This is a genomic window from Flavobacterium salmonis (assembly GCF_903819435.1).
Classification (GTDB): Bacteria; Bacteroidota; Bacteroidia; order Flavobacteriales; family Flavobacteriaceae; genus Flavobacterium; species Flavobacterium chungangense.
On record NZ_CAIJDP010000058.1, the window covers coordinates 68934 to 92697 of the forward strand.

25 protein-coding genes are annotated in these 23764 nt (G+C 34.0%); 13 read left to right on the forward strand and 12 right to left on the reverse strand.

The window, feature by feature from the left end; all coding sequences use genetic code 11:
* Positions 1–275: 275 nt before the first annotated feature.
* On the reverse strand, positions 276–974 hold the full coding sequence (gene lipB / locus FLACHUCJ7_RS04305) for a lipoyl(octanoyl) transferase LipB (RefSeq protein WP_180908028.1): 699 nt from the start codon (positions 972–974) through the stop codon (positions 276–278).
* A 5-nt stretch (positions 975–979) separates the two neighbouring features.
* A complete protein-coding gene (locus tag FLACHUCJ7_RS04310) occupies positions 980–1735 on the reverse strand; it encodes a hypothetical protein (protein ID WP_223255426.1) in 756 nt (251 codons plus the stop codon).
* Positions 1736–2077: 342 nt separating this feature from the next.
* Between FLACHUCJ7_RS04310 and lysS the strand changes: the two genes are divergently transcribed.
* The 3 genes from lysS (at position 2078) to FLACHUCJ7_RS04325 (ending at position 5695) form a co-directional block, all read left to right on the forward strand.
* Entirely contained in the window at positions 2078–3778 is a 1701-nt protein-coding gene (gene lysS / locus FLACHUCJ7_RS04315; RefSeq protein WP_180908029.1) for a lysine--tRNA ligase, read from the forward strand.
* An 88-nt stretch (positions 3779–3866) separates the two neighbouring features.
* Positions 3867–5195 (forward strand): AAA family ATPase, encoded by a 1329-nt coding sequence (locus tag FLACHUCJ7_RS04320; protein WP_180908030.1) that lies wholly within the window; start codon positions 3867–3869, stop codon positions 5193–5195.
* Positions 5192–5695 (forward strand): hypothetical protein, encoded by a 504-nt coding sequence (locus tag FLACHUCJ7_RS04325; protein ID WP_180908031.1) that lies wholly within the window; start codon positions 5192–5194, stop codon positions 5693–5695. The genes FLACHUCJ7_RS04320 and FLACHUCJ7_RS04325 overlap by 4 nt, the downstream gene beginning before the upstream one ends.
* A 46-nt stretch (positions 5696–5741) precedes the next feature.
* Here the strand turns inward: FLACHUCJ7_RS04325 and FLACHUCJ7_RS04330 are convergent, their stop codons facing one another.
* Positions 5742–6752: a 2-hydroxyacid dehydrogenase gene (locus FLACHUCJ7_RS04330; RefSeq protein ID WP_180908032.1), complete on the reverse strand. Its 1011-nt coding sequence runs from the start codon at positions 6750–6752 to the stop codon at positions 5742–5744.
* A 195-nt stretch (positions 6753–6947) separates the two neighbouring features.
* Here FLACHUCJ7_RS04330 and FLACHUCJ7_RS04335 point away from each other — a divergent pair, with 195 nt between their 5' ends.
* Positions 6948–7400 carry a hypothetical protein gene (locus FLACHUCJ7_RS04335; RefSeq protein ID WP_078227558.1) on the forward strand — a complete coding sequence of 151 codons (453 nt, stop codon included), beginning with the start codon at positions 6948–6950 and terminating at the stop codon, positions 7398–7400.
* Between the two features lie 42 nt (positions 7401–7442).
* Here the strand turns inward: FLACHUCJ7_RS04335 and hemL are convergent, their stop codons facing one another.
* The 4 genes from hemL to FLACHUCJ7_RS04355 all read right to left on the reverse strand — a co-directional run bounded on the left by hemL (position 7443) and on the right by FLACHUCJ7_RS04355 (position 10922).
* Positions 7443–8729 (reverse strand): glutamate-1-semialdehyde 2,1-aminomutase, encoded by a 1287-nt coding sequence (hemL, locus tag FLACHUCJ7_RS04340; protein WP_180908033.1) that lies wholly within the window; start codon positions 8727–8729, stop codon positions 7443–7445.
* A gap of 78 nt (positions 8730–8807) precedes the next feature.
* Positions 8808–9689, reverse strand: coding sequence for a glucosaminidase domain-containing protein (locus tag FLACHUCJ7_RS04345; RefSeq protein ID WP_180908034.1), 882 nt, complete (start codon positions 9687–9689; stop codon positions 8808–8810).
* Positions 9682–10590 (reverse strand): 1-aminocyclopropane-1-carboxylate deaminase/D-cysteine desulfhydrase, encoded by a 909-nt coding sequence (locus tag FLACHUCJ7_RS04350; protein WP_180908035.1) that lies wholly within the window; start codon positions 10588–10590, stop codon positions 9682–9684. Before FLACHUCJ7_RS04350 ends, FLACHUCJ7_RS04345 begins: the two co-directional genes overlap by 8 nt.
* Entirely contained in the window at positions 10587–10922 is a 336-nt protein-coding gene (locus FLACHUCJ7_RS04355; protein WP_078227553.1) for a hypothetical protein, read from the reverse strand. Before FLACHUCJ7_RS04355 ends, FLACHUCJ7_RS04350 begins: the two co-directional genes overlap by 4 nt.
* Positions 10923–11034: 112 nt before the next feature.
* Between FLACHUCJ7_RS04355 and FLACHUCJ7_RS04360 the strand changes: the two genes are divergently transcribed.
* The 6 genes from FLACHUCJ7_RS04360 to FLACHUCJ7_RS04385 all read left to right on the forward strand — a co-directional run bounded on the left by FLACHUCJ7_RS04360 (position 11035) and on the right by FLACHUCJ7_RS04385 (position 16485).
* Complete coding sequence (locus FLACHUCJ7_RS04360) at positions 11035–11211, forward strand: DUF5522 domain-containing protein (protein ID WP_165830187.1); 177 nt, start codon at positions 11035–11037, stop codon at positions 11209–11211.
* Positions 11212–11573: 362 nt separating this feature from the next.
* Positions 11574–13550 (forward strand): urocanate hydratase, encoded by a 1977-nt coding sequence (locus FLACHUCJ7_RS04365; protein WP_180908036.1) that lies wholly within the window; start codon positions 11574–11576, stop codon positions 13548–13550.
* A gap of 26 nt (positions 13551–13576) precedes the next feature.
* Complete coding sequence (locus FLACHUCJ7_RS04370; protein WP_031456799.1) at positions 13577–14119, forward strand: DUF4136 domain-containing protein; 543 nt, start codon at positions 13577–13579, stop codon at positions 14117–14119.
* A gap of 174 nt (positions 14120–14293) precedes the next feature.
* Positions 14294–15538, forward strand: coding sequence for a threonine ammonia-lyase IlvA (ilvA, locus tag FLACHUCJ7_RS04375; RefSeq protein ID WP_078227551.1), 1245 nt, complete (start codon positions 14294–14296; stop codon positions 15536–15538).
* Positions 15539–15619: 81 nt separating this feature from the next.
* A complete protein-coding gene (locus FLACHUCJ7_RS04380) occupies positions 15620–16003 on the forward strand; it encodes a group III truncated hemoglobin (protein WP_180908037.1) in 384 nt (127 codons plus the stop codon).
* 38 nt (positions 16004–16041) lie between these two features.
* A complete protein-coding gene (locus tag FLACHUCJ7_RS04385) occupies positions 16042–16485 on the forward strand; it encodes a hypothetical protein (protein ID WP_078227549.1) in 444 nt (147 codons plus the stop codon).
* 23 nt (positions 16486–16508) lie between these two features.
* Here FLACHUCJ7_RS04385 and FLACHUCJ7_RS04390 read toward each other — a convergent pair whose 3' ends face one another.
* Genes FLACHUCJ7_RS04390 through FLACHUCJ7_RS04400 form a run of 3 tightly spaced genes read right to left on the reverse strand, consistent with a single transcriptional unit; the run spans position 16509 to position 18695 of the window.
* A complete protein-coding gene (locus FLACHUCJ7_RS04390) occupies positions 16509–17177 on the reverse strand; it encodes a DUF4844 domain-containing protein (protein WP_180908038.1) in 669 nt (222 codons plus the stop codon).
* 27 nt (positions 17178–17204) lie between these two features.
* On the reverse strand, positions 17205–17618 hold the full coding sequence (locus FLACHUCJ7_RS04395) for a nuclear transport factor 2 family protein (protein ID WP_031456795.1): 414 nt from the start codon (positions 17616–17618) through the stop codon (positions 17205–17207).
* 3 nt (positions 17619–17621) lie between these two features.
* Positions 17622–18695, reverse strand: a complete 1074-nt coding sequence (locus tag FLACHUCJ7_RS04400; protein WP_180908039.1) for a DKNYY domain-containing protein — start codon at positions 18693–18695, stop codon at positions 17622–17624.
* A gap of 235 nt (positions 18696–18930) precedes the next feature.
* Between FLACHUCJ7_RS04400 and FLACHUCJ7_RS04405 the strand changes: the two genes are divergently transcribed.
* Positions 18931–20685, forward strand: coding sequence for an aromatic amino acid hydroxylase (locus FLACHUCJ7_RS04405; protein ID WP_078227546.1), 1755 nt, complete (start codon positions 18931–18933; stop codon positions 20683–20685).
* A gap of 177 nt (positions 20686–20862) precedes the next feature.
* On the opposite strand, the gene FLACHUCJ7_RS04410 is transcribed toward FLACHUCJ7_RS04405, so the two are convergent.
* Entirely contained in the window at positions 20863–21483 is a 621-nt protein-coding gene (locus FLACHUCJ7_RS04410; protein ID WP_078227545.1) for a DUF4230 domain-containing protein, read from the reverse strand.
* A gap of 202 nt (positions 21484–21685) precedes the next feature.
* Here FLACHUCJ7_RS04410 and FLACHUCJ7_RS04415 point away from each other — a divergent pair, with 202 nt between their 5' ends.
* On the forward strand, positions 21686–22060 hold the full coding sequence (locus FLACHUCJ7_RS04415) for a SpoIIAA family protein (protein WP_078227985.1): 375 nt from the start codon (positions 21686–21688) through the stop codon (positions 22058–22060).
* A gap of 18 nt (positions 22061–22078) precedes the next feature.
* The gene (locus FLACHUCJ7_RS04420; RefSeq protein WP_180908040.1) at positions 22079–22579 is read left to right on the forward strand and encodes a pyridoxamine 5'-phosphate oxidase family protein; all 501 of its coding nucleotides are present in this window, start codon (positions 22079–22081) and stop codon (positions 22577–22579) included.
* Between the two features lie 42 nt (positions 22580–22621).
* Here FLACHUCJ7_RS04420 and FLACHUCJ7_RS04425 read toward each other — a convergent pair whose 3' ends face one another.
* Entirely contained in the window at positions 22622–23629 is a 1008-nt protein-coding gene (locus FLACHUCJ7_RS04425; protein WP_180908041.1) for an LLM class flavin-dependent oxidoreductase, read from the reverse strand.
* Positions 23630–23764 lie beyond the last annotated feature (135 nt).

Here is a 23764-nt window from a genome sequence, read left to right on the forward strand (position 1 = left end):
AATTTATTTGTAAACAAGTTCTGTGCTGTATTAATCGAACTAAGGTTATAAGAAATCCATTTTATAATTTTTATCATTTGGATTAAATACTATTTTCTATCAAAAAACAGTGACTAATTTTATAACATAATGCTGTTTTGTTTTAGATAATTGGTCTTATGTTATATAAATCAAAAGGAGAGGAAAAGAATTTTAAATAGAAAAGAGACAATCAATTATGAAATTTTTTGTCTCTTTTAATTTTTTATTACTACTTATATTTTTTAAAGCTGTCTTTAAATAAATTCAGCCTCAAACAAATGAGTCAAATGTTTGATGATTTTAGCTTTCACTTCCTCTTCGCCTACCTTTTCTACTCCAAGTTCAACGTTTAAAGATGTAACCGCTTTACCACGAATTCCACACGGAATAATATTGTCAAAATACCCCAAATCTACATTTACATTTAAGGCAAAGCCGTGCATGGTTACCCAGCGTGAAGCACGCACACCCATAGCGCAGATTTTACGTGCAAATGGAGTTCCAACACCAAGCCAGACTCCGGTTTCTCCATCGCTTCGTCCACATTCTAAGCCATATTCGTTCAGGGTTAAAATAATGGCTTCTTCGAGAAAACGTAAATATTTATGAATATCTGTAAAAAAGTTCTCTAAATCCAGAATCGGATAACCTACAATTTGTCCGGGACCGTGATAGGTAATATCTCCGCCACGATTGATTTTATAAAAGGATGCTCCTTTTGCTTCGAGCTGTTTTTCGTTTAATAACAAATTTTCGAGATCACCGCTTTTACCTAAAGTATACACATGCGGATGTTCTACAAAAAGCAGATAATTTGGAGTTTCTAAATCCAGTTCTTCTCTTCTGTTTTTAATTTTTAAATCGACTATATCCTTAAAAAGTTCTTCCTGATATTCCCAGGCCGATTTATAATCTTTACTTCCTAAATCCTGAAGTTGAATTTTTTTGTTCATTTTAATTATTTTTCAAACTCAACATCAAAGTTTAGTTTGTCAGGATTCTCCATATAATCCGTGAAAGGGTATTGAATTGTAATTGTTTTTCTGTCCTCACTAAATAAAGCATTCGGATTTGAAACTTTCTTTATTTTTTTAGGAAAATGATATTTTACGATATAATTAGAAGAAGCAAAAATCATTTTTGACATATCTGCTGTCGAATCATTCGCTTTTTCAGTCAGTTTTTGTTTGTCTATTATTGCCTTACGGGTAAATTTCTTTCCGTTATATGTATAGCTTAGTTTACTTTTATTATCACCTAGACCTGCAAAAGGAGTTGATGGATTTGCTCCTCCTTCCAGCTTTTGAAGAGTATTCATCGACTGTAGTACGTCCTGCAGTTCATTTACACTTTTAAAGTCAGTAGCAATGTTCATTAAAAACTGTTTTTGCTCTCCGTTCATTTTTATATTGAAAACAAAATTCTCCAGTTTTTTAATTTCTTTTTGAGCTTCGGGAGATAACTTTGAGATACTGTCTTGTTTTTCTGCAATTAGCTGTTTAAAAGTAAAAGTAGAATCCATGGATTTTTTAGTATCTGCTCCCATCTGGCTGCCTATCTGGTCTCCAGCCATTGCCATTAAAGACGAACCATCCATATCTACAGAAAATTTGCCTGTTCCGTTATCATTGATGGTTATATTTTCAGTAAAAGTGCAGCTTGTAAGTGTTGCCAATAAAAAAGAAAAACTAAGTAATTTATATAATTTCATCATGGTTAATTTTTTATCAAAGATACGAACTTTTTTAAGCTACTAAGATTATGAGATTCTAAGTTGCTAAGTTTTACAACTAGTTCAAGGTTTTATTGCTAACACTTCTACTAAAATGTCTTTTGAAAATAAAAATTTCTAATCTAGCCCCGATAGAAGTGAAAATCCTTTTATGCCGGTGTTCGGCATAAAAGATTGTAACGAATAGCGGGACAAAAGATAATTAAGAAACGTTTTTTCTGCTTCTAATAAAAAACATTGCTCTTTTCTAAAACTTTAGACTTTATGACTTTGCAACTTTGCGACTTAAAAACTATCTTTGCACACTTAAAAAAAGAGCACAAAATGGCATTATCAGAACAAGAAATCATAAGAAGAGAAAAACTTCAAAACTTACGCAACTTAGGAATCAATCCTTATCCGGCTAATCTTTTTCCTGTAAATCATACTTCGAAGCAGATAAAGGAAACGTTTGAAGAAGGTAAGAAGGTGATCGTTGCGGGACGTTTGATGAGTGTTCGTGATCAGGGAAAAGCTTGTTTTGCCGAATTGCAGGATAGTGAAGGACGTTTGCAATTGTACGTAAATCGCGATGTTTTGTGTGAAGGTGATGATAAAACTTTATACAACACGGTATTTAAAAAATTAACTGATTTAGGGGATTTTATTGGTATTGAAGGAGAATTGTTTACTACGAAAGTGGGTGCGCAATGTATTCGCGTTGACGGTTTTACTTTTTTGAGTAAAACACTTCGTCCGTTGCCTTTGCCAAAAGTTGACGAAGACGGAAACATTCACGATGCATTTAATGATGCTGAGTTGCGTTACAGAATGCGTTATGTGGATTTAACAGTGAATCAACATGTTAAAGATACTTTTATCAAACGTACCAAGTTGTTTACTGCGATGCGTGGCTATTTTAATGATGCGGGTTATCTTGAGGTTGAGACTCCGGTTTTACAGCCAATTGCAGGTGGTGCTTCGGCAAGGCCTTTTATTACGCATCATAATTCGCTTGATATTCCGCTTTACATGCGTATTGCGAACGAATTGTATTTAAAAAGATTAATTGTTGGTGGTTTTGAAGGTGTTTATGAGTTTTCTAAAAACTTTAGAAATGAAGGAATGGACAGAACGCATAATCCTGAATTTACCGCTATGGAAATATATGTAGCCTACAAAGACTACAACTGGATGATGGAATTTGCTGAAGGCTTGCTTGAGCATTGTGCGATTGCCGTTAACGGAACCAGCGAAGTTACTTTTGGCGAGCATAAAATCAACTTTAAAGCGCCTTATGCACGTGTGACGATGACAGATTCTATCAAACATTTTACCGGATTTGATATTTCGGGAAAAACTGAACAGGAATTGTTTGAAGCTGCACGCGGAATGGGAATCGAGGTTGACAACACTATGGGTAAAGGAAAACTGATTGATGAGATTTTTGGAGCGAAATGCGAAGGAAATTATATTCAGCCAACTTTCATTACGGATTATCCTAAAGAAATGTCTCCGCTTTGTAAAGAGCACCGTGATAATCCAGACTTAACTGAGCGTTTTGAATTAATGGTTTGCGGAAAGGAAATCGCCAATGCTTATTCTGAATTAAATGACCCAATTGACCAACGTGAGCGTTTTGAAGACCAAATGCGTCTTTCTGAAAAAGGTGACGATGAAGCAAACGGAATTATCGACGAGGATTTCTTAAGAGCCCTTGAATACGGTATGCCTCCAACATCCGGAATGGGAATTGGAATGGATCGTTTGATTATGTATTTAACAAATAACGCTTCTATCCAGGAAGTTTTATTGTTCCCGCAAATGCGTCCGGAGAAAAAACAAACAGTTGAACTTTCTGATGAAGAGAAATTCATCGTAGACTTATTGAAAGGAAATGACAATAAAATGGACCTTCAGCAATTAAAAATTACGGCAAATTTAAGCGGTAAAAAATGGGATGCTTCGATGAAAAATTTATCTAAACATGGTTTGACGAAAGTTGCTGTGGAGGGTGAGTTTAAGTTTGTGGAATTGGTGGGGTAAATTCCTCTAAAATCATATAAAAATTTAAAAAGGAGCTTTTATTGAAGCTCCTTTTTCACATATAAATATTTTCCTTAATTTTGAAAACATGGAAAGAGCAAAACTTATTGTTAAAAATTTCGGCCCTCTAAAAGATATTGATATCGAAGTTAGAGAAATGGTTACTTTTATTGGGGCGCAGGCTTCTGGGAAGAGTACCTTGGCTAAATTGATTTCGATATTGGAAGATGATGATTTTAGAAATGACGACACTGTAACTTTCGAAGAAGAACTCAAAAAATATAATATTTTCAATTATTTAAAAGAAGAGACATTCATTTCTTATGATAATATAAATTACATTGAAAAAAGTCCTTTCTCATTAAAATATAATAAAGGCGTTTTTTCTAAAGCAACTGCTTTTAGATTTTTATCGTTAATCAAAGAAGTAAGTAAAGATGTAAATTCAGATCAAAAAAAAGTAATTAAAAGCTTAAAAAGAAGTTTAAATTCAGAGATAGTAGATTGTTTCTCTAACAATTATGAAAAAACGCTCCATATATTTAATACAAAATCTCAAAAAATAAAATTTACAGAGTTTTTCAAAAGAAGTACTCTGCAAAATTTCAAAGAAAATTGCATCGATGAATTATTCGATATACTTGAAAAAGAAAAAACTACAGAAAATTATATTGAATTATTTGAACAATTAATTGATCTTTTACCTAATTTATATCTATTTGACTCAATATATATTCCTTCCGAGCGGAGTTTTTTGCATTTAATAGAAGGAAAAGTTATGGGGTTAATTAAAAGTGGAGTTAACATTCCTGAACATATATTAAATATAGGAACGGAATATGAAAAAGCATTGCAAACAATAAAAGAGTTACCATTAAGTATTATTGACAAAAAAATTAAATACAAAAGAGAAGGTAAAACATCTTATATCTATCATAACGAAACCGAAAAGGTTGATTTATTAGAATCTGCATCAGGCTTACAATCCATAATTCCAATTTTACTTTTAGTAGAATATTCTAAAACTTTAAAAGAAGAATACAATTTCAATTTTGTAGTCGAAGAGCCTGAATTAAATTTATATCCAAAAGCACAACATGAATTAATTAAATACTTAGTTAAAAACTGTTTGTTTGACCGAAAGAATTTAATCCTTACCACACATAGCCCATTTGTTTTGGCTTCTATAAACAATTTATTATTGGCTTATGATAGAGGGCAAACAAGACCTAAAGAAGTAAATAAAATCATAAAAAAAGAATCCTGGTTAAATCCTAAAAATTTCATTGCTTACGAATTGAAAAATGGTAAAGCAAAAAAAATCATGAATGATAAATTAGGACAGATTTCTGAAAATATGATTGATGGTGTTTCGGATGCTTTTGTTGATGAATTTGATAAACTTTTAGATCTATGAGTTTTGATGAGCTATTGGCTAATTTTCCTAATCTGGAAAAAGATGTTTGTTATAAAATATTAATTGATCCAATTTACTTTCTAGAAGAAATAAAAGATTCCATAGTTACATTTAGATCTGAAGAAGAATATTGGAATCTTTGTTTAGAAAATGAAAATTCGAAAGAAATTTTATTTCTCGAAAACGAATATTCTGTCATGAAGAATGAAAAATCTAAAAAATGTGACTGGGTAGTTTATGAAAACAAAAACATTTATTTCATTGAATCAAAAGATGTCAAACTACGAAATAGAAAAAAAGAAAGAAATGATGCAACAGAACAATTAATTGCAACAATTAAGTTTTATAATTCAGAAATAGATCTAAGTTCATTTTCAATTTTCTCTCAAATTTGTTTTAAATCCAAATCAAGAGTAATTAAAGCCGGAGATCAAGCACGAAAAGTTTTATTCAAACAATATAACTCGGAATTTTCAGAAGGTAATTTTATAAAATTCTAAAATTTCAAACCCGACAGATTTTTAAAACCTGTCGGGTTTATTTTTTTTAAACCAATAATGCCCCTTTATTTTCAATATCATTCTGAACTAAAAGTGATTTTATATTATTAAAAGTCACCAAAGCAATCTGCGTTAAAGCTTCATTGGTAAAAAATGCCTGATGTGCCGTTACTAACACATTTGGAAAACTCATTAATCTTTGAATTGCATCATCCTGAATTATATCGGCTGATAAATCCCTAAAGAACAGTTTCTCTTCCTGTTCGTAAACATCGATTCCTAAATAACCTATTTTCCCTTCTTTTAAACCCTGAATTATACAGGCAGTTTCAATTAATCCTCCTCTGCTTGTATTGATAATCATTACGTGATCTTTCATCAAAGCGATTGATTTTTCATTGATAACATGCTTGGTTTGCTCATTTAACGGGCAGTGAAGTGAAATAATATCACTTGATTTAAAAATAGTCTCTAAAGACACAAATTCAACTCCATCCTTCTCCATTTCAGAGTTTGTCACAATATCATACGCTAAAACTTTACAGCCAAAACCCAAGGCAATTTTCGCAAAAGCTTTTCCGATATTTCCTGTTCCGATAATTCCGATTGTTTTTCCGAATAAATCGAAACCTAACAATCCGTTTAACGAAAAGTTTTGTTCACGGACTCTGTTGTAGGCTTTGTGTGTTTTTCTGTTTAATGTTAAAATCATGGCCATTGCATGTTCTGCAACAGCTTGTGGTGAATACGCCGGAACACGGCACACTTTTAAGTTGTATTTTTTGGCTGCTTCTAAATCGACATTATTAAAACCTGCACAACGTAATGCAATAATTCTCACGTCTCTTTCAGCCAATTGTTTGATTACAGCTTCGTTGACTATATCGTTGACGAAAACACAGACAATTGCTGCATTTTCGATTAGAATAACCGTCTGTGGATTTAGCTGTGTTTCATAAAAATCTAACTGATAACCAAAATCATTGTATTTATTAAAAAAGATTTTATCATAGGGCTGTGTAGAAAAAATAGCAATTTTGTTTGTTGCTGAACTCATACTAACGAATTTTTAAATGTGTTACAAGCGTGATACATTATTAAAATTAAGCAAATAATTCCGTCATTTCATCACCATCACGAAAACCTTTTAAAAAAAATATTCAATTTGTTAAAGAATCTATAATTCTGAGGATCAGATTAAACCTATTTAACTTGATAAAGTCTAAATGATATAACCTTAAAAAAACAAATCATGAAAAAATTATTTATGGCAGCTTTATTATTCGTTGGAGTAGCAAGTTTTGCCCAGGATGGCGATGCCGAGATGGATCAAAAACCAATGCGCGAACAAAGAGAGCGATTAACTCCGGAACAGCGTAATGAAAAACAACTGAAAAAACTAACTTCTGAATTGACTTTAGATGCAAAACAACAAGAGAAAGTAAAGCAATTGATTGCTGAAAGAAGTGCTAAGACGGAAAAATTAAGAGAAGCCCGAAAAGAGCAAAGAGAAAAAGGCACAAAACTAACTGCTGAACAGAGAGAAGCCTTCAAAAAAGAAATGACAGCAGAAATGAATGCAAATGACACTAAAATGAAAGAAATCTTAACTGCCGATCAATACACAAAATGGAAAAAAAATCAGGAGGAAAATAAAGACAAGGTAAGAGATAAAATGAGAGAACGCAAAAATGACAACCTATAACATTAAAACAAGAAAGAGGCCCGAAAGCCTCTTTCTTTATTATTAAAAAGTTTTAGAAACCTTATCAATTGCATTAATAGTAAAATCTAAATCTTCATAAGTTAAAGCATCTGTAATAAACCAGGTTTCGTATGCTGATGGCGCAATATAAACGCCTTCCTGCAACAAACCGTGGAAGAATTTCTTAAACGTTTCGTTATCGCCTTTTGCAGCTGTTTGAAAATCGGTAACCGGATTTGCATCAAAATGTACAGAAATCATTGAACCAACTCTGTTGATTGTAAAGACAATATTATTCGCTTTTAAAACCCTGTCAATTCCTGCTTTCAGATAAGCTGTTTTTTCTTCTAATCGGGTAAAAATTTCAGGATCATTATTTAAAGATTGCAGCATCGCTAATCCGGCAGCCATTGCCAGTGGATTCCCTGATAATGTTCCAGCCTGATAAACCGGACCAAGAGGTGCTAAATGATTCATAATTTCTTCACGTGCAGCAAAAGCACCAACCGGCAATCCGCCACCGATTACTTTTCCGAATGTTACAATATCAGCATCAATATTGAATAATTCCTGAACACCGCCTTTTGCCAAACGGAAACCTGTCATTACCTCATCAAAAATCAGTAAAATTCCGTTTGCGGTACATAAATCTCTTAAACCTTGTAAGAAACCTTTCTGAGGCGGAATACAGCCCATATTTCCTGCAACGGCTTCAATAATAATGGCTGCAATTTCTCCTTTATTAGCTTCGACTAAAGTTTTTACATTCTCTAAATCATTGTATTTCGCCAATAACGTATCTTTTGCAGTTCCTTCTGTAACTCCGGGACTGTTTGGTGAGCCAAAAGTTACGGCTCCACTTCCGGCCTGAATCAAAAAAGAATCAGAATGTCCGTGGTAACAGCCTGCAAATTTGATGATTTTGTCTCTTTTTGTAAACCCACGAGCCAGACGAATCGCACTCATACAAGCTTCTGTACCTGAGTTTACAAAACGGATTTTATCAATATTCGGAACCATTGAAACGGCTAAAGCTGCTATTTCTGTTTCCAGTTCTGTTGGCATTCCAAATGAAGTTCCCAGTTTTGCTTTTTCGATTACCGCATCCACAACCGGCTTATAGGCATGACCCAAAACCATTGGTCCCCAGGAGTTAATATAATCGATTAATTTATTTCCGTCTTCATCAAATAAATAAGCACCTTTAGCACTTTTTACAAAAATTGGAGTTCCACCCACGGCTTTAAATGCTCTAACCGGTGAATTTACGCCACCCGGAATTACTTTTTCTGCTTCAGCAAAAAGCTGACTACTTCTTTTATAAATCATTTTTTTTGAGATTATTAGATCTTAGACTTCTTAGATTTTTTTCCAATTGACAATTTATAATTAACAATTTATAATTAATTATTTCACTTTCAATCTTTGTCCAACGGAAAGCGTATTATCTGAAAGATTATTTTTTTGTTTTAAATCATCAACCAGTATGTTGAATTTTTTGGATATCGAATACAAAGTATCTCCTTTTTGGACTTCGTATAAATTCGGATCGTTTGAATTTGAAACTGAAGACGAAGAAGAACTCCTTACCGGTTCTGACTTATTAATTGCCGTATAATTTTTTCCTGTAACCTGACAATCGTACTGATGCAGATTATAACGCTCAATATAACTGATTAATTTATCCGGATAATTAGGATCCGTCGCATAGCCGCAAGCCCTCAGTCCTTTTGACCATGCTTTGTAATCGTCTTTTTCATACGTAAACAAAACGGCATATCTGTTTTTACCCACCAAAAATAAAGCGTGATCCCGATACGATTCTGACGCTTCTCTGTATTTCCTAAAACATTCCTGAGACGAATCATCGTCATGACGAACACTTTCCCCAAGCCAGTCATTGTGGCATTTTATTCCGAAATGATTATTTGCTGACAACGCCAGATCTCCTCTTCCAGCTCCTGATTCCAGAATTCCCTGTGCCAGAATAATACTTGCCGGAATACCGTATTTTTGCATGTTTCCCATGGCAATATCTTTGTATTGCAAAACATAATCGGTGATTAAACTGCTGGTAACAACTGTTTTTGAAGTCGATTGAATAACTTCAGTTGTGTTATTTGTAGAAGGATATTTAGCAATTGGTTTAGAATAAGTCCCTTTTTTAGTCGAAGCTGTTCCGGGTCTTTGAACCGCTGCCTGTTTTTTAGTTGTTGCGATAGTGGGTTTGCTGGAAGAACAGCTTGCCAATACTGCGACTACGAAGAGTGTAATTATTTTTTTAAACATCAATTTTGAGTATTGGTAATTTTTTCTGCTTCAATTTGATATTCATTCCCGCAATTCCCTGCAATCCACCGGTGTGAATGAGTAAAATTTTTGAATGTGCAGAAAAATAGTTTTTATGGATTAAATCAATAACGCCAAAAACCATCTTTCCCGTATAAATTGGATCTAAAGGCACTTTATTTTCTTCAAAAAAAGAATTGATAAATTCGATTAATTCCAAATTTACCTTGCCATAACCTCCAAAATGATAGTCCGAAATTAAATTCCAGTTATCTTTTTGGGCAAAAATACGAATTTCATCGTTTAAAAAGTTACCTTTTAACGCCGGAAACCCTAAAATTTGCTGATTTGGCAACGCATTATTTATTAATCCTGAAATGGTTCCCCCAGTTCCAACTGCACAGCAAACATAATTAAAAACTGAATCTTCATCAGTCAAAATTTCTTCGCAGCCTTTCACCGCCAGTACGTTTGTACCGCCTTCGGGAACTAAATAAAAATCTCCGAATTTCTCTTTTAAATTTTTAATGTATGATTCTTCGTTTTTTAAACGATAATTTTCTCTGGAAACAAATTCAAATTGCATTCCGTTTTCCTGTGCGAATTTAAGGGTTGGATTTTCTTCTATTTTATCCAAAAGTTCATCACCGCGAATGATTCCGATTGTTTTAAACCCCTGCTCTTTTCCTGCATAAGCCACAGCTGCAATATGGTTCGAAAATGCGCCGCCAAAAGTCAGTAAAGTATCTTTGTTTTCGGCTTTCGCCTGAAGCAAATTGTATTTCAGTTTCCTGAATTTATTTCCCGATACAAAAGGATGAATCAGATCTTCACGCTTTATCGTCAAAGAAATGTCGTTTGAAAACTGAATATTTATGGGCTGATTAAAAACTGGATTCATTTTAATTTTATGTATTTCAGAAACTGAAAAAATGACCGTTTCTTCAGATAAGTTAAATTGGTTTCATTTTCGTATGCCTCTCTTTCAAAACTAATATTTCTATAGGCCAAATCTCTGTTTTTGTATTGGATAGAACGAATAAAAAACTCTAAAATGTACCAAATAAAAAACGGAAGAATCAACATTTCTATTTGCTGTCTTAAATGTATTTTTTCGTGATTTAAAAAAATAACATTTACCTGATCTTTATAATATTTTACTAAAATGAATGGAAAAACAGCCATTCCGCGATAGCCCTTCGGAATTAAATATTTAGCAACAATCAGAAACATTGGCTGTAAAATTTATAAATTTGTAGTTATAAAATTGTTCGATTTCAATAAAATCACAATCGATTAATTGTTTTTCCGATTTAATGAAACGCCAATTGACACAAAATAGTTTATGAAAGAGCAAAGTAATGAAAATAAATTAATCGAAGGCGAAGATTTTTACTATACACCCGAAGGTTATAAGTGCTTTACTGAAAAACACCATTTAAAACGTGGTTACTGCTGCAAAAGCGGCTGTCGCCATTGTCCGTATGGTTTTGATAAACGAACGGGAGAAATAAGGAAATAGATTGTTAGATTTTTAGACTTCTTAGATCTTAGATCTTTTTATTGTCTAAAAACCAGCAATCCTTGAGTCAAATAAAAAGAGATTGTTCCATTTTTCGAAATCTAATAATCTAAGAAGTCTAAAAATCTAAAATGGATATTCGTTCAAGAAAATTTAGGATTACAATACACAAATCCTATCACAGGTCGGATATCCGTTATCCTTAGTCATTTTAATTTAGATAATGTGTCAATTTGAGAATTAGATAATTCTTTACGGCAATTTAAAATTGCACTAACCTAATTAAAAGCAGCTGTTTGATTCTTAACTTCAGAAAATCTAAGAAGTCTAATAATCTAACATCTAAAAATCTAAAAGAAAAAATGACTTTCAAAGAACAAATACAACAAGGGATTCCTTCAATATTGCCGCCAAAGCAAACATACGACCCAGCGATTAATCATGCTCCGAAACGAAAAGAAATCCTTTCGGCAGAAGAAAAAAAACTGGCTCTTAAAAATGCATTACGCTATTTCGATCCAAAACATCACGCAGAATTAATTCCTGAGTTTTCAGAAGAATTAGAAAAATACGGCCGAATCTATATGTATCGTTTTCGTCCGGATTATAAAATGTACGCAAGACCAATTGACCAATATCCCGGTAAATCATTGCAGGCAAAGGCGATTATGCACATGATTCAGAACAATCTGGATTATGCTGTGGCACAGCACCCTCACGAATTGATAACGTATGGCGGAAACGGCGCCGTTTTTCAAAACTGGGCACAATATTTATTGACGATGCAGTATTTGTCTGAAATGACAGACGAGCAGACTTTAACGATGTATTCTGGACATCCGATGGGATTATTTCCTTCTCATAAAGAAGCACCAAGAGTTGTGGTTACAAACGGAATGGTGATCCCGAATTATTCGAAACCGGACGATTGGGAAAAAATGAATGCACTTGGCGTTTCGCAATATGGGCAAATGACCGCAGGAAGTTATATGTATATTGGCCCGCAGGGAATTGTACACGGAACCACAATTACAGTTTTGAATGGTTTCAGAAAAATAAAACAAAATCCGGAAGGCAGTTTATTTGTAACTTCGGGTCTAGGCGGTATGTCGGGCGCACAGCCAAAAGCGGGAAATATTGCAGGTTGTATTACGGTCTGCGCCGAAGTAAATCCTAAAATTACAAAAATCCGTCATGAACAAGGCTGGATTAATGAAGTCGTAACCTCAACAGATGAACTGGTTACCAGAGTCGCTTTGGCGAAAGCCAAAAAAGAAACCGTTTCAATCGCTTATTTAGGAAACGTGGTTGATGTATGGGAACGTTTTGATCAGGAAAACATCAAAATTGATTTGGGATCCGACCAGACTTCGCTTCATAATCCGTGGGCCGGAGGTTATTATCCTGTTGGAATTTCGTTTGAAGACGCTAACAAAATGATGGCTGAAAATCCGGAACTATTCAAAGAGAAAGTTCAGGAAACGTTACGCCGCCACGCAGCTGCCATTAACAAACATACGGCAAAAGGAACGTATTTCTTTGATTACGGAAATGCATTCCTATTAGAAGCTTCCCGCTCCGGTGCCGATGTAATGGCTGAAAACAATATAGACTTTAAATATCCGAGTTACGTTCAGGATATTATGGGACCAATGTGTTTCGATTACGGATTTGGCCCTTTCCGCTGGGTTTGTACTTCCGGAAAACCGGAAGATTTATTGAAAACAGATGCGATTGCCTGTGAAGTTTTAGAAAAAATGGCAGAAACTGCTCCAGATGAAATTCAGCAGCAAATGCAGGATAATATTAAATGGATCAAAGGGGCTCAGGAAAACAAACTGGTTGTGGGTTCTCAAGCCCGTATTTTATATGCAGATGCCGAAGGAAGAATCAAGATTGCAGAAGCCTTTAATCAGGCGATTGCAAAAGGTGAAATCGGTGCTGTTGTTTTAGGACGTGATCATCATGATGTTTCCGGAACCGATTCACCTTACAGAGAGACTTCTAACATTTACGATGGATCACGTTTTACTGCCGATATGGCGATTCAGAATGTAATTGGTGACAGCTTTAGAGGAGCAACCTGGGTATCCATTCATAACGGTGGTGGTGTTGGCTGGGGAGAGGTTATAAACGGTGGATTTGGTATGGTTCTTGATGGTTCTACAGAGGCTTCAAAACGATTAGCATCAATGCTTTTTTGGGATGTAAACAACGGAATTTCAAGACGAAGCTGGGCCCGAAATGAAGGTGCTGTTTTTGCTATAAAAAGAGCAATGGAGGTTCAGCCGTTATTGAAAGTAACTTTACCCAATATTGTTGATGAAAGCTTACTATAAAACAAAACATTTAATTCTAAAAAATTATGAAAACATTCAAATTAGTTCCGATTTTGCTGTTATTGATCCTTACTTCATGCAGCAGTGTTACTGTTTATTCTGATTACGACAAAAATGTCGATTTTACGCCTTATAAAACCTATGCCTTCTTCAAACCCGGAATTGATAAAGTCGAAATTTCTGATTTGGATAAAAGACGCATTCTACACGCAATTGATGCCGAAATGCAGGCAAAAGGATTTACTAAAAGTGAAAATCCTGATTTATTAGTAAACATTTTTACCAAATCAAGAGAGCAGGTAAATGTTAACCAATTTAATGCCGGATGGGGCTACGGTTGGGGATGGGGATGGAATCCGTGGATGATGTACGGAGGAAACCAAACAAGTGTTTCGACTTCTACTGAAGGTACTTTATACATCGATTTGATTGATGCCAAAAAGAAAGAAATGATCTGGCAGGGAGAAGGTCAGGGAACGCTAACCCGAAACATTGACAAAAAAGATGAAAAAATTGCTGATTTTGTAAAGAAAATTTTGGCTCAGTATCCGCCTCAGGTAAAAAAATAATTGATACATTTGTTTCTTGAAACAACAGAAAATGACAAACTATACTAACATTAGTATCGCTATTATTAACATTATTGCAATTCAGCATTAATGGCGGGGTGTTATATAAGTATGTAAAATATAATTTATAAGAACCTCCCAAATGGGAGGTTTTTTATTTTAACAATACTAATCATGAATTTATTTAACGAAGTACTAAATGCAAAAAAACAACTCGAAAATGTTGTTGCTGCAACGCCTTTGACACAGAACCTAAATCTTTCAGACGAATTTAAATCGACTATTTTATTAAAAAGAGAAGATTTACAAATTGTCCGTTCTTATAAAATCAGAGGAGCTTACAACAAGATTTCTTCGTTAACCGATGCCGAAAAACAAATTGGAGTAGTATGTGCCAGTGCCGGAAATCACGCTCAGGGCGTTGCCTATTCCTGTAATTTACTGCGCATAAAAGGCAAAATTTATATGCCTAAAACCACTCCGAAACAAAAAGTAAAACAAGTACAATTGTTTGGAAAATCGTTCGTAGAAATTGTTTTAACAGGAGATACTTTTGATGATGCTTATGCCTCGGCAACTGCAGACGCCATCAAAAATCATAAAATATTTATTCATCCGTTTGATGATGAAAAAGTAATTGCCGGCCAGGGAACTGTAGGTTTAGAGATTCTGGAAAGTTACAAAGAACCCATCGATTATGTTTTTGTTCCGATTGGCGGCGGCGGACTGGCTTCCGGTTTATCCGAGGTTTTTAAACATTTAAGTCCGAATACCAAAATAATCGGTGTTGAACCAAAAGGCGCTCCTTCGATGAAAACTTCTATTGAAGAAAATAAAAACACGGTACTAAAAACGATTGATAAATTTGTAGATGGTGCAGCTGTAAAACAAGTTGGCGACAAAACTTTTGAAATCTGCCGTTATAATCTGGAAGACATTATTCTGGTTCCCGAAGGAAAAGTCTGTACCACCATTTTACGTTTGTACAATGAAGAGGCCATGGTGGTTGAACCTGCAGGTGCTTTGACAATAGCTGCTTTAGATTTTTACAAAGACAAGATTAAAGGCAAAAAAGTAGTTTGCGTAGTCAGCGGAAGCAACAATGATATTGAAAGAACAGCCGAAATAAAAGAGCGTTCTTTGCTTTATGAAGGACTGATGCATTATTTTATGATTCAGTTTCCACAGCGTCCGGGTGCTTTGAAAGAATTCGTGAACAACATTTTGGGACCAGATGATGATATAACTTATTTTCAGTTTGTTAAAAAAACGAGCCGTGAAATGGGTTCTGTTGTGGTTGGATTAGAATTGAAAAACAAAAAAGACATTCTGAATATTAAATTGAATATGACTAAAAACGGTTTTGAATTTCAATATCTGAATGATAATCCCGATTTATATACGCAGTTAATTGGATAAAAATGTATTGCAATGATAAATATCAGCAAATAAAAAAGCTGTTATATCGTATTTTTGCAAATTATGACTTAATTAAAAAACATGGCATCTCGGGACATTTCAAACATAGAAGATATTAAACTTTTAGTGAATACATTTTATGAAAAAGTACAAAACGACGATTTAATCGGATCTATTTTTAATGAAAAAATGACAGGAAGATGGCCGGAACATCTGGAAAAAATGTATCGTTTCTGGCAGACTTTACTTTTAGAAGAACATACCTATTCCGGGAGTCCTTTTCCGCCACACAAACAATTGCCTGTAAACCAATCTCATTTTGATCGCTGGATGGAAATTTTCACTGAAACTGTTGACAATTTGTTTGTTGGCAAATTAGCAGATGAAGCTAAAGTCCGCGCAGCAAATATGGCGTATATGTTCAATTATAAAATTGAATATTTCAGAAATCAGGCAAATCAATAAAATTGCAATAATTTAAAAAATAACTATTTACTTAAAATATGAAAAAACTACTTTTTCTTTGTAGCGTGCTTTGTATGTTCTTTACTATCACCACAAGCGCCCAATCTGCCAAAAGCATGCTTTACAAAGGCACCATTCACGGAAAAACAGCAGTAACATTTTATATCAAAGAAGAAGAAAATCCTTGTATAGGCGGTTTGATGTACACCTCTATGTATCGATATGATAAATCCGAAAAATGGATTCAATTAGACATTACTCAGAATAAAAAAAACAAAAATCAATTTGTATTAGTCGAACATGAATTTTCGGGTGTTATGATTTTAAAGAAAGAAGGAACAAATTTTAATGGCATATGGATCAGTCCTGACAGTAAAAAACAATTAAATGTAAATCTGAAAGAAGTCCGTATGACCAAAAAAGAAACCGAAAGTTACGAGGATAAAATGGAGAAAGTAAATTATGAAAATAACGATTGTTAGAGCAATCTTTTACAAGTGAAATGCTATTTTTGGTTTGTTAATTGTTCTAATCTCTTTAAAGCCTTTTCTAAATCATATTCCTCTTTAGGCAACTCTTCTATAAGTTCATAATTTAGAAATCTATATCTTTTTATTCCGCAACCTTTATCCAGAATATTAAGTTCAGAACATTTTACACACTTAATTATATCAAACTCAAAACTGGGAATTTCATCATCCCTTTCTAATATAAAAGTAACCAATTCTGTTTTACATTTCCTACATTCTGTTGAAAGAGTCTCGTGTCTTTTTCTTTCCTCTTCTAATACTTTTTCTGAAGCTTCTCTTTCGGCTTTTTCAAAATCATAAACTTCAGTGTCATATGTCCAGAAGTTCAGTTTTTCACCAATGCCTTCAATATCTAAATTTTTTGCAATCTCATCAAAATAATCTACTACAAATTCATACTCTTTTGTGTCTAAATCATATGATTCAATTTTCTTAAAATAATCTTCGAATATGTATTCAATTTCCTGATTCGGCTTTATTGAATCAATTGTAGAAATTAAATTTGTTATTAGATTATTAAAATCTTTTTCAAGTTTAATGCATAAGCTTTTTTCAGAAGGATTGAGACCCCGATTTTTCCACTCTTCATCAGAAAATTTTTCTTTATTTTTAAGCTTTTCTAATGCTGAAATCTTGTTAATCATGATTTTTCTTAAGTTTACTGAAACACTTTATTTCAATTTCCTCTCAGATTCGTTAATCGGAATATCATTGATACTCGCAAATCTTTTTTGCATCAGTCCGTTGGCATCAAATTCCCAATTTTCATTGCCGTACGCCCTGAACCAATCTCCTTCAGCCGTTTGATATTCATATTCAAAACGTACCGCAATACGGTTTTCAGTATGTGCCCAATATTCTTTCTTTAATTTATACTGCAGCTCTTTTTTCCATTTCTGAGTTAGAAAAGAGACAATTTCTTCCCTGCCATTTATAAACTGATCACGATTTCGCCATTCGCTGTCAACAGTATACGCTTTTGAAACTCTTTCCGGATCCTGACTGTTCCAGGCGTCTTCTGCCATTTGTATTTTTTGGATTGCCGTTTCTAAAGTAAAAGGCGGCAATGGTAATTTCTGTTCCATATTTTAATTAAGAATTTTTCCGTTTTTATATTTGTTTTTTCCGTCCTGCCAAATGTCATTTTCAGAAGTTCTTGCAAATGTTTTTGGATTTGCCTTTTCAGCAATACTATTTTTATAAAACACGTTTTTGTTATCTTTAGCATAATCCGGAGAGATTATTTCAAAATCTGAAATAGAAGCACCAGTTATTTTTTTTCCATTATAATATACATTTTTGCTGTCTTTTGCATAACCGTAATCTAATGGCTCAAAAGATTCTATATCAATTTCAGGGCATGCTATTCCTTTGTAAATTAAGGTGTCGTTAACCACTATTGTAAAATAATCAATTTCTTTGGTATTTTTAATGGTTTCGAAAGTATGAAGCGTAAACTCCTCTTCTGTAAAAGCAGAAACAACAGCATTTCCTATTTGAACGTATGTATCGTTAATAACCTTGATTTCACCTGCAATTCTTTTATGTTTTCGGACTACTTCATCAACTTCAAAAGCATAAATGCCATCGCCTCTTTGATGGATAATCGAATAAATAAAATGATCATCCACAGCAATTGCATCGTTCAAAGGCTTAAAAGTTGCCTGATCTCCTTCTGTTTTTTTACTTCTGTAGAAGACTGCATTAGCATCCTTGAACCAGCTAATCCGTTTATATTCCGGAAGTGAAGGATCAAGCAACTGATAACTTTTAGGATCTGCTCCTTCTATAATTCCTAAAAAATTATATTCTTTTCCGTTCGTAGTATATACATGGTTTTTATCCTTAATAATTCCGGAGGCATCCACCTGAAACGTTGCATAATCAACAGCTTGCTTTCTTCCTTTCCAAAAAACATCCTTTTTATCTTTTCCAAAATCCCTGTTTATGGGCTGAAAAGATTCAACATCAGACTCAGACTCAAAATATCCCAATTCAAACCAATTGCCCATTGGCGAATGTACAATCAAATTTTTTCTGTAATGATAAAAATACGAATCGGAAACTTTCCTGTTTACCGGATCTCCTATCCGGAATAAAAAATATCTTATTCCTAAAAAGGCCAACACCCCTATTGCTAAAATGATCAAAAAAACGTTCATCCTTGTAAATACCTAAATATACTTTTGTAAAACTAAGTATTTTATTGTTATTTTTTCATGTCTAATTTATCTTCAGCAGGTAATCTGTATTCAACAATTTACTCCAAAAACTCCAAACAACTAAAAACTGATAATTCTCTAACAAAACACTCCTATTATTTAAATTAAATATTAAAAAAATCGTTTTCAATAGCTCAAATTTGTAATTTTACATTTCAACTACAGTTTTTCCCAAATGAATCCGAACATTGAAACAAATCCATTATTAGAAAGATTGCCTAAACATTTAAAGCAATTCATCAAACCTCAGGATTATAGCGATTATACGCCCATTAATCAGGCCGTTTGGCGGTATGTGATGCGCAAAAATGTAGATTACTTGTCGAAAGTAGCCCATAATTCCTATCTGGAGGGTTTAAAAAAAACCGGAATCGAGATTGACTCTATTCCGAGTATGTATGGTATGAACCGAATCCTGACCGAAATTGGCTGGGCAGCCGTTGCAGTTGACGGATTTATTCCGCCCAATGCCTTTATGGAATTTCAGGCGTATAATGTTTTGGTTATTGCTTCGGATATCAGACAATTAGAACATATTGAATATACACCTGCACCGGACATTATTCACGAAGGTGCCGGCCACGCTCCTATTATTGCAAATCCTGAATATGCTGAGTATTTAAGACGCTTTGGAGAAATTGGATGCAAAGCGATTTCATCTCATAAAGATTATCAGATGTATGAAGCAATCCGACTGCTTTCGATATTGAAAGAAGCCGAAGATACGCCTCAGGAAAAAATTGAGGAAGCCGAAAAAGCTGTTGCCGATCTGCAAAACAACATGGGCGAATTATCTGAAATGGCTCAAATTCGAAATTTACACTGGTGGACGGTTGAATACGGTTTAATCGGAACTATTGAAAACCCTAAAATTTACGGCGCCGGACTACTTTCCTCAATTGGCGAAAGTGCTCACTGTATGACTGATAATGTGAAGAAAATACCTTATGATATCTCGGCTGCCAATCAAAATTTTGATATTACGCAACTACAGCCTCAATTATATGTAACCCCAACTTTTTCGCATCTGAGTCTGATTTTAGAAGAGTTTGCCAATAAAATGGCTTTGCGTACCGGAGGTTTGTCCGGAATTCAAAAACTGATTCAGTCGAATGCTTTGGGAACAATTGAACTGAGCACAGGTTTACAAATTTCAGGTGTTTTTACTAATGCTATTGAAGAAGAAGGAAAACCGGTTTACATTCAGACAACAGGAAAAACAGCTTTATCATACCGTGAAAAAGAATTGGTGGGTCACGGAAGTTTAACGCACTCACATGGATTTGGAAGCCCGATTGGGAAACTGAAAGGTTTTAATCTGGCTATTGAAGATATGAGCCCGAAGGATTTGCAGGCATACAGCATCGTAGAAAACGAAACTGTTAAACTGGAATTTGAAGGTAATATCATCGTTGAAGGCGAAATCATTACCGGATCCCGAAATTTGCATGGTGAAATTATTTTAATCAGTTTTAAAAATTGTACCGTAACACATGGGGAAACGATTCTGTTTCAGCCGGAATGGGGTAATTACGATATGGCGATTGGTAAAAAAGTAGTTTCAGCTTTTTCAGGCCCTGCTGACGTGAATAGTTTTGACCTGATTAATATTGTTCCTACTTCTAAAACCATCAAAGCAAAACATACAGAAGAACGAGATGAATTGGAAGTTTTATATTCAACAGTAAGAAATATTCGTAATAATGGAGATTCTAAATCTGAACTCCAATCGGTTTTTGAAAAATTAAAAAACAATCACCCTAACGACTGGCTGCTTGCAGTTGAAATCACCGAACTTTTGAAAGATTTTGACGAAAAAAAGCTTTTACAGGAAGTCTTGGGTTATTTGGAGCAATTAAAAGAAAAACGCCCTGAAGTTGCACATTTAATTTTGGGTGGACTGGACTTGATTTTTGAAAAAGTTTCATAAACTAATCTCTCAAAGGCAAAGAGTAGCAAAGTTTTTAATCCACTTTTGTCATTTCGAGGAACGAGAAATCTCCGTAAGTAACTCCGTAACGAAAATCCAATCTTTGTAGAGCTTCTTGTGAAGATTTCTCGTTCCTCGAAATGACAAGATTGCCGAAAACCTCTCAACCTTTGAATATTACAACTTCAAATCCTGATTTAATTCTGTTTCCGATTCAATAGTTTTTCCATTATATTGTAATTTCCAACCCATAGAATTGGTCATAATCAAAATCTTAGACAATTCACTTATTAATCGGTTTTGAGCGTTTGTTTTAAGTGTAGATTTATCAATTTTCTTAGCCAAATTAGCTTTTACCGATTTATTTATTTTATTGTAATCATCGCCCGTAAAAGGATTCAGTTTACTTTGCTCCACATCATAAAACTGAATATCCGGATTGATTGTAATTTCTTCTTTCGGAATATTGAGAATTGTTATGGTTTTGTTTTTCTCGTCAATATCATATTTCATTTTATGCAAATCGTAGGCAACTGTAACATTTGCGTTTACTACAATAAGCGCTTTCTTCTCAAAAGAAATCATGTTCATTAAATATTTCTGTTGGTTTTTATACGTGATGACTTCAGAAAAATGCCCCTCAGTAACAACAAGTTTTCCAACATTCAAAATTTGCTGCTGAATCAGATTTGTGTTATACTCAATTCCGGCATCATCATTTTTTTTGAATTCACAATATTTGAAAGCCAAAATAATGGCAACTACAATACCGACACCAACTAATATTCTCTTAAGCATAATCTGGATTTACATTTTTATAATGATAGCTAATTTAATACTTTTTTATGTAGGATTCCTTACGATTCCAAAAACGATTTTGATGTAATAATTTAGTCAACATTGGAATTATGTAAGATAATCAGTTTTTTACATAAGCACTAAAACATACTTGTCATGTATTTTTGTAAAAAATGAATTTAACCTGCAAAATTTAAATGTTATGATTGAAAAAATTAAGGAGTTACCAGAAAACATGATTGGTTTTAAAACAGCTGGTCACGTAGTTAAAGGCGATGTTGATTTTGTTAAATCAGAAGTACGTCTTTTAATTGATGAAACACCAAAACTTAATTATTTATTATTTTTTGATAATTCTCCAACTGATTTTACATTAGGTGCATGGCTTCACGAATCCTTGTTAAGCATTAAAAACATAACAAAATGGACGAGAGCCGCTATCGTAACAGACTGTCAGAGAATGATAAATTTTACTAAAGTTTTCAATACAATTATGCCGGGAGAATTCAAAGGATTCAAAAAAGAAGATTATATGCTGGCTGTAGACTGGACATCAGAAAAAATTGACTTGGATTAAACTATTAAAGACAATATCATGCATAAAGATTTAGATAATAAAGAAGCAGTAGAAAAAATAATTTCATTAGTAAAAGAAATTAAAACAGGAATTTTTGTAACTGAATTAACAAAAACACCTCTTCAATCACGACCTATGAGTATTCAGGATATTGATGATGAAGGAAATTTGTGGTTTATTAGTTCTGCGAACAGCAATAAGAATTTTGAAATTTTAAAAGACAATCAGGTTCAATTGTTTTTTGCCAGCAATTCAAGCTCTCAATACATTTCTATTTACGGTGCAGCATCGATATATAAAGATAAATCGATAATTGACGAGTTATGGACGCCTGTTGCCAAAGCCTGGTTTGAGGAAGGCAAAAATGACCCAAATGTTACAGTTATAAAAGTGACCCCTTCGGATGCTTATTACTGGGACACAAAGGACGGAAAAGTTATTTCATTACTTAAAATGGCAGGTTCAGCATTATTTGGAAATACTACAGATATAGGTGTTGAAGGAAAATTAAAACTATAAAAAGAGAGGCTCGAAAAGCCTCTCTTTTAATTTTACAGCTATTTATTTTGCATTCAATTCATCGATTATTTCTTTGGTCAATCGCAGGCTTTTTAATTTTGCCTCATGTTCGAAAATTGGACTGGTAATCATTAGTTCATCAATCTTAGCGTAATCAATAAATTTTTTCAAATCTGCTTCAATTTGTTTTTTACTTCCAACAAAAGAACCTCCGGTCATCTGATTGACATGAAAACGCTCTTCTTCACTCATAATATCTTCCAGAGAATCAACTGGCGGCTGAAGTCCTTTACGGTCATTTCGAATTAAATTCAAAAACATTTGATACAAACTTGTTGAAAGTTTTTCAGCTTCTTCGGCTGTATCGGCTGCAATGATATTTACGCATGCCATTGTTTGGGGCTTGTCCAGAAATTTCGATGGCTGAAAATTGTCACGATAAAATTCAAAAGCCTGCAGCATTTGGCGCGGAGCAAAATGCCCTGCAAAAGCATACGGAAAACCATACGAAGCTGCCAAAGAAGCACTTTCCATACTCGATCCTAAAATCCAGATTGGTACTTTTGTTCCTTCGGCAGGGAAAGCACGTACTTTCGCAGTAGCATTTTCTTCTGAAAAATATTCTTGTAATTTTGATACGTTTTGCGGAAATCGCTGTGCCTGCTCAAAGAAATCCTTTCGAATGGCTTCAGCAGTTGGCTGATCTGTTCCGGGCGCTCTTCCTAAACCTAAATCAATTCGGCCCGGATACAATGTTTCTAAAGTTCCAAATTGTTCAGCTACAATTAAAGGCGAGTGATTAGGCAGCATAATTCCGCCAGATCCTACACGGATATTTTGGGTCTGACTGGCAACATATCCAATCAACACTACAGTTGCAGTACTGGCGACATGCGCCATATTGTGATGTTCGGCAAGCCAAAACCTTTTGTATCCTAAAGCATCTGTTAATTGGGCAATTTCTTTTGTTTTATGTAATGTTTCAGCTGCATTGCTGTCATTGTTGATAATAGCGAGTTCTAATATGGAGAGTGAAATTGGATTTTTCATGTAAATAAATATCTTTTTTACAAAATTAATTCATTTAAAATGAAAGCTAAATTATGCGGTGTTAATTGAATTATAATATTTAAAATGTACTCTAACTTTTTAAATTAAAACTTAAAACCCGAATGATTTAAAGCC

What these genes read in the sequence shown, in the direction of transcription:
- lipB (WP_180908028.1), bottom strand. Translation starts at nt 974, where the DNA reads ATGAACAAAAAAATTCAACTTCAGGATTTAGGAAGTAAAGATTATAAA.
- FLACHUCJ7_RS04310 (WP_223255426.1), bottom strand. Translation starts at nt 1,735, where the DNA reads ATGATGAAATTATATAAATTACTTAGTTTTTCTTTTTTATTGGCAACA.
- lysS (WP_180908029.1), top strand. Translation starts at nt 2,078, where the DNA reads ATGGCATTATCAGAACAAGAAATCATAAGAAGAGAAAAACTTCAAAAC.
- FLACHUCJ7_RS04320 (WP_180908030.1), top strand. Translation starts at nt 3,867, where the DNA reads ATGGAAAGAGCAAAACTTATTGTTAAAAATTTCGGCCCTCTAAAAGAT.
- FLACHUCJ7_RS04325 (WP_180908031.1), top strand. Translation starts at nt 5,192, where the DNA reads ATGAGTTTTGATGAGCTATTGGCTAATTTTCCTAATCTGGAAAAAGAT.
- FLACHUCJ7_RS04330 (WP_180908032.1), bottom strand. Translation starts at nt 6,752, where the DNA reads ATGAGTTCAGCAACAAACAAAATTGCTATTTTTTCTACACAGCCCTAT.
- FLACHUCJ7_RS04335 (WP_078227558.1), top strand. Translation starts at nt 6,948, where the DNA reads ATGAAAAAATTATTTATGGCAGCTTTATTATTCGTTGGAGTAGCAAGT.
- hemL (WP_180908033.1), bottom strand. Translation starts at nt 8,729, where the DNA reads ATGATTTATAAAAGAAGTAGTCAGCTTTTTGCTGAAGCAGAAAAAGTA.
- FLACHUCJ7_RS04345 (WP_180908034.1), bottom strand. Translation starts at nt 9,689, where the DNA reads ATGTTTAAAAAAATAATTACACTCTTCGTAGTCGCAGTATTGGCAAGC.
- FLACHUCJ7_RS04350 (WP_180908035.1), bottom strand. Translation starts at nt 10,590, where the DNA reads ATGAATCCAGTTTTTAATCAGCCCATAAATATTCAGTTTTCAAACGAC.
- FLACHUCJ7_RS04355 (WP_078227553.1), bottom strand. Translation starts at nt 10,922, where the DNA reads ATGTTTCTGATTGTTGCTAAATATTTAATTCCGAAGGGCTATCGCGGA.
- FLACHUCJ7_RS04360 (WP_165830187.1), top strand. Translation starts at nt 11,035, where the DNA reads ATGAAAGAGCAAAGTAATGAAAATAAATTAATCGAAGGCGAAGATTTT.
- FLACHUCJ7_RS04365 (WP_180908036.1), top strand. Translation starts at nt 11,574, where the DNA reads ATGACTTTCAAAGAACAAATACAACAAGGGATTCCTTCAATATTGCCG.
- FLACHUCJ7_RS04370 (WP_031456799.1), top strand. Translation starts at nt 13,577, where the DNA reads ATGAAAACATTCAAATTAGTTCCGATTTTGCTGTTATTGATCCTTACT.
- ilvA (WP_078227551.1), top strand. Translation starts at nt 14,294, where the DNA reads ATGAATTTATTTAACGAAGTACTAAATGCAAAAAAACAACTCGAAAAT.
- FLACHUCJ7_RS04380 (WP_180908037.1), top strand. Translation starts at nt 15,620, where the DNA reads ATGGCATCTCGGGACATTTCAAACATAGAAGATATTAAACTTTTAGTG.
- FLACHUCJ7_RS04385 (WP_078227549.1), top strand. Translation starts at nt 16,042, where the DNA reads ATGAAAAAACTACTTTTTCTTTGTAGCGTGCTTTGTATGTTCTTTACT.
- FLACHUCJ7_RS04390 (WP_180908038.1), bottom strand. Translation starts at nt 17,177, where the DNA reads ATGATTAACAAGATTTCAGCATTAGAAAAGCTTAAAAATAAAGAAAAA.
- FLACHUCJ7_RS04395 (WP_031456795.1), bottom strand. Translation starts at nt 17,618, where the DNA reads ATGGAACAGAAATTACCATTGCCGCCTTTTACTTTAGAAACGGCAATC.
- FLACHUCJ7_RS04400 (WP_180908039.1), bottom strand. Translation starts at nt 18,695, where the DNA reads ATGAACGTTTTTTTGATCATTTTAGCAATAGGGGTGTTGGCCTTTTTA.
- FLACHUCJ7_RS04405 (WP_078227546.1), top strand. Translation starts at nt 18,931, where the DNA reads ATGAATCCGAACATTGAAACAAATCCATTATTAGAAAGATTGCCTAAA.
- FLACHUCJ7_RS04410 (WP_078227545.1), bottom strand. Translation starts at nt 21,483, where the DNA reads ATGCTTAAGAGAATATTAGTTGGTGTCGGTATTGTAGTTGCCATTATT.
- FLACHUCJ7_RS04415 (WP_078227985.1), top strand. Translation starts at nt 21,686, where the DNA reads ATGATTGAAAAAATTAAGGAGTTACCAGAAAACATGATTGGTTTTAAA.
- FLACHUCJ7_RS04420 (WP_180908040.1), top strand. Translation starts at nt 22,079, where the DNA reads ATGCATAAAGATTTAGATAATAAAGAAGCAGTAGAAAAAATAATTTCA.
- FLACHUCJ7_RS04425 (WP_180908041.1), bottom strand. Translation starts at nt 23,629, where the DNA reads ATGAAAAATCCAATTTCACTCTCCATATTAGAACTCGCTATTATCAAC.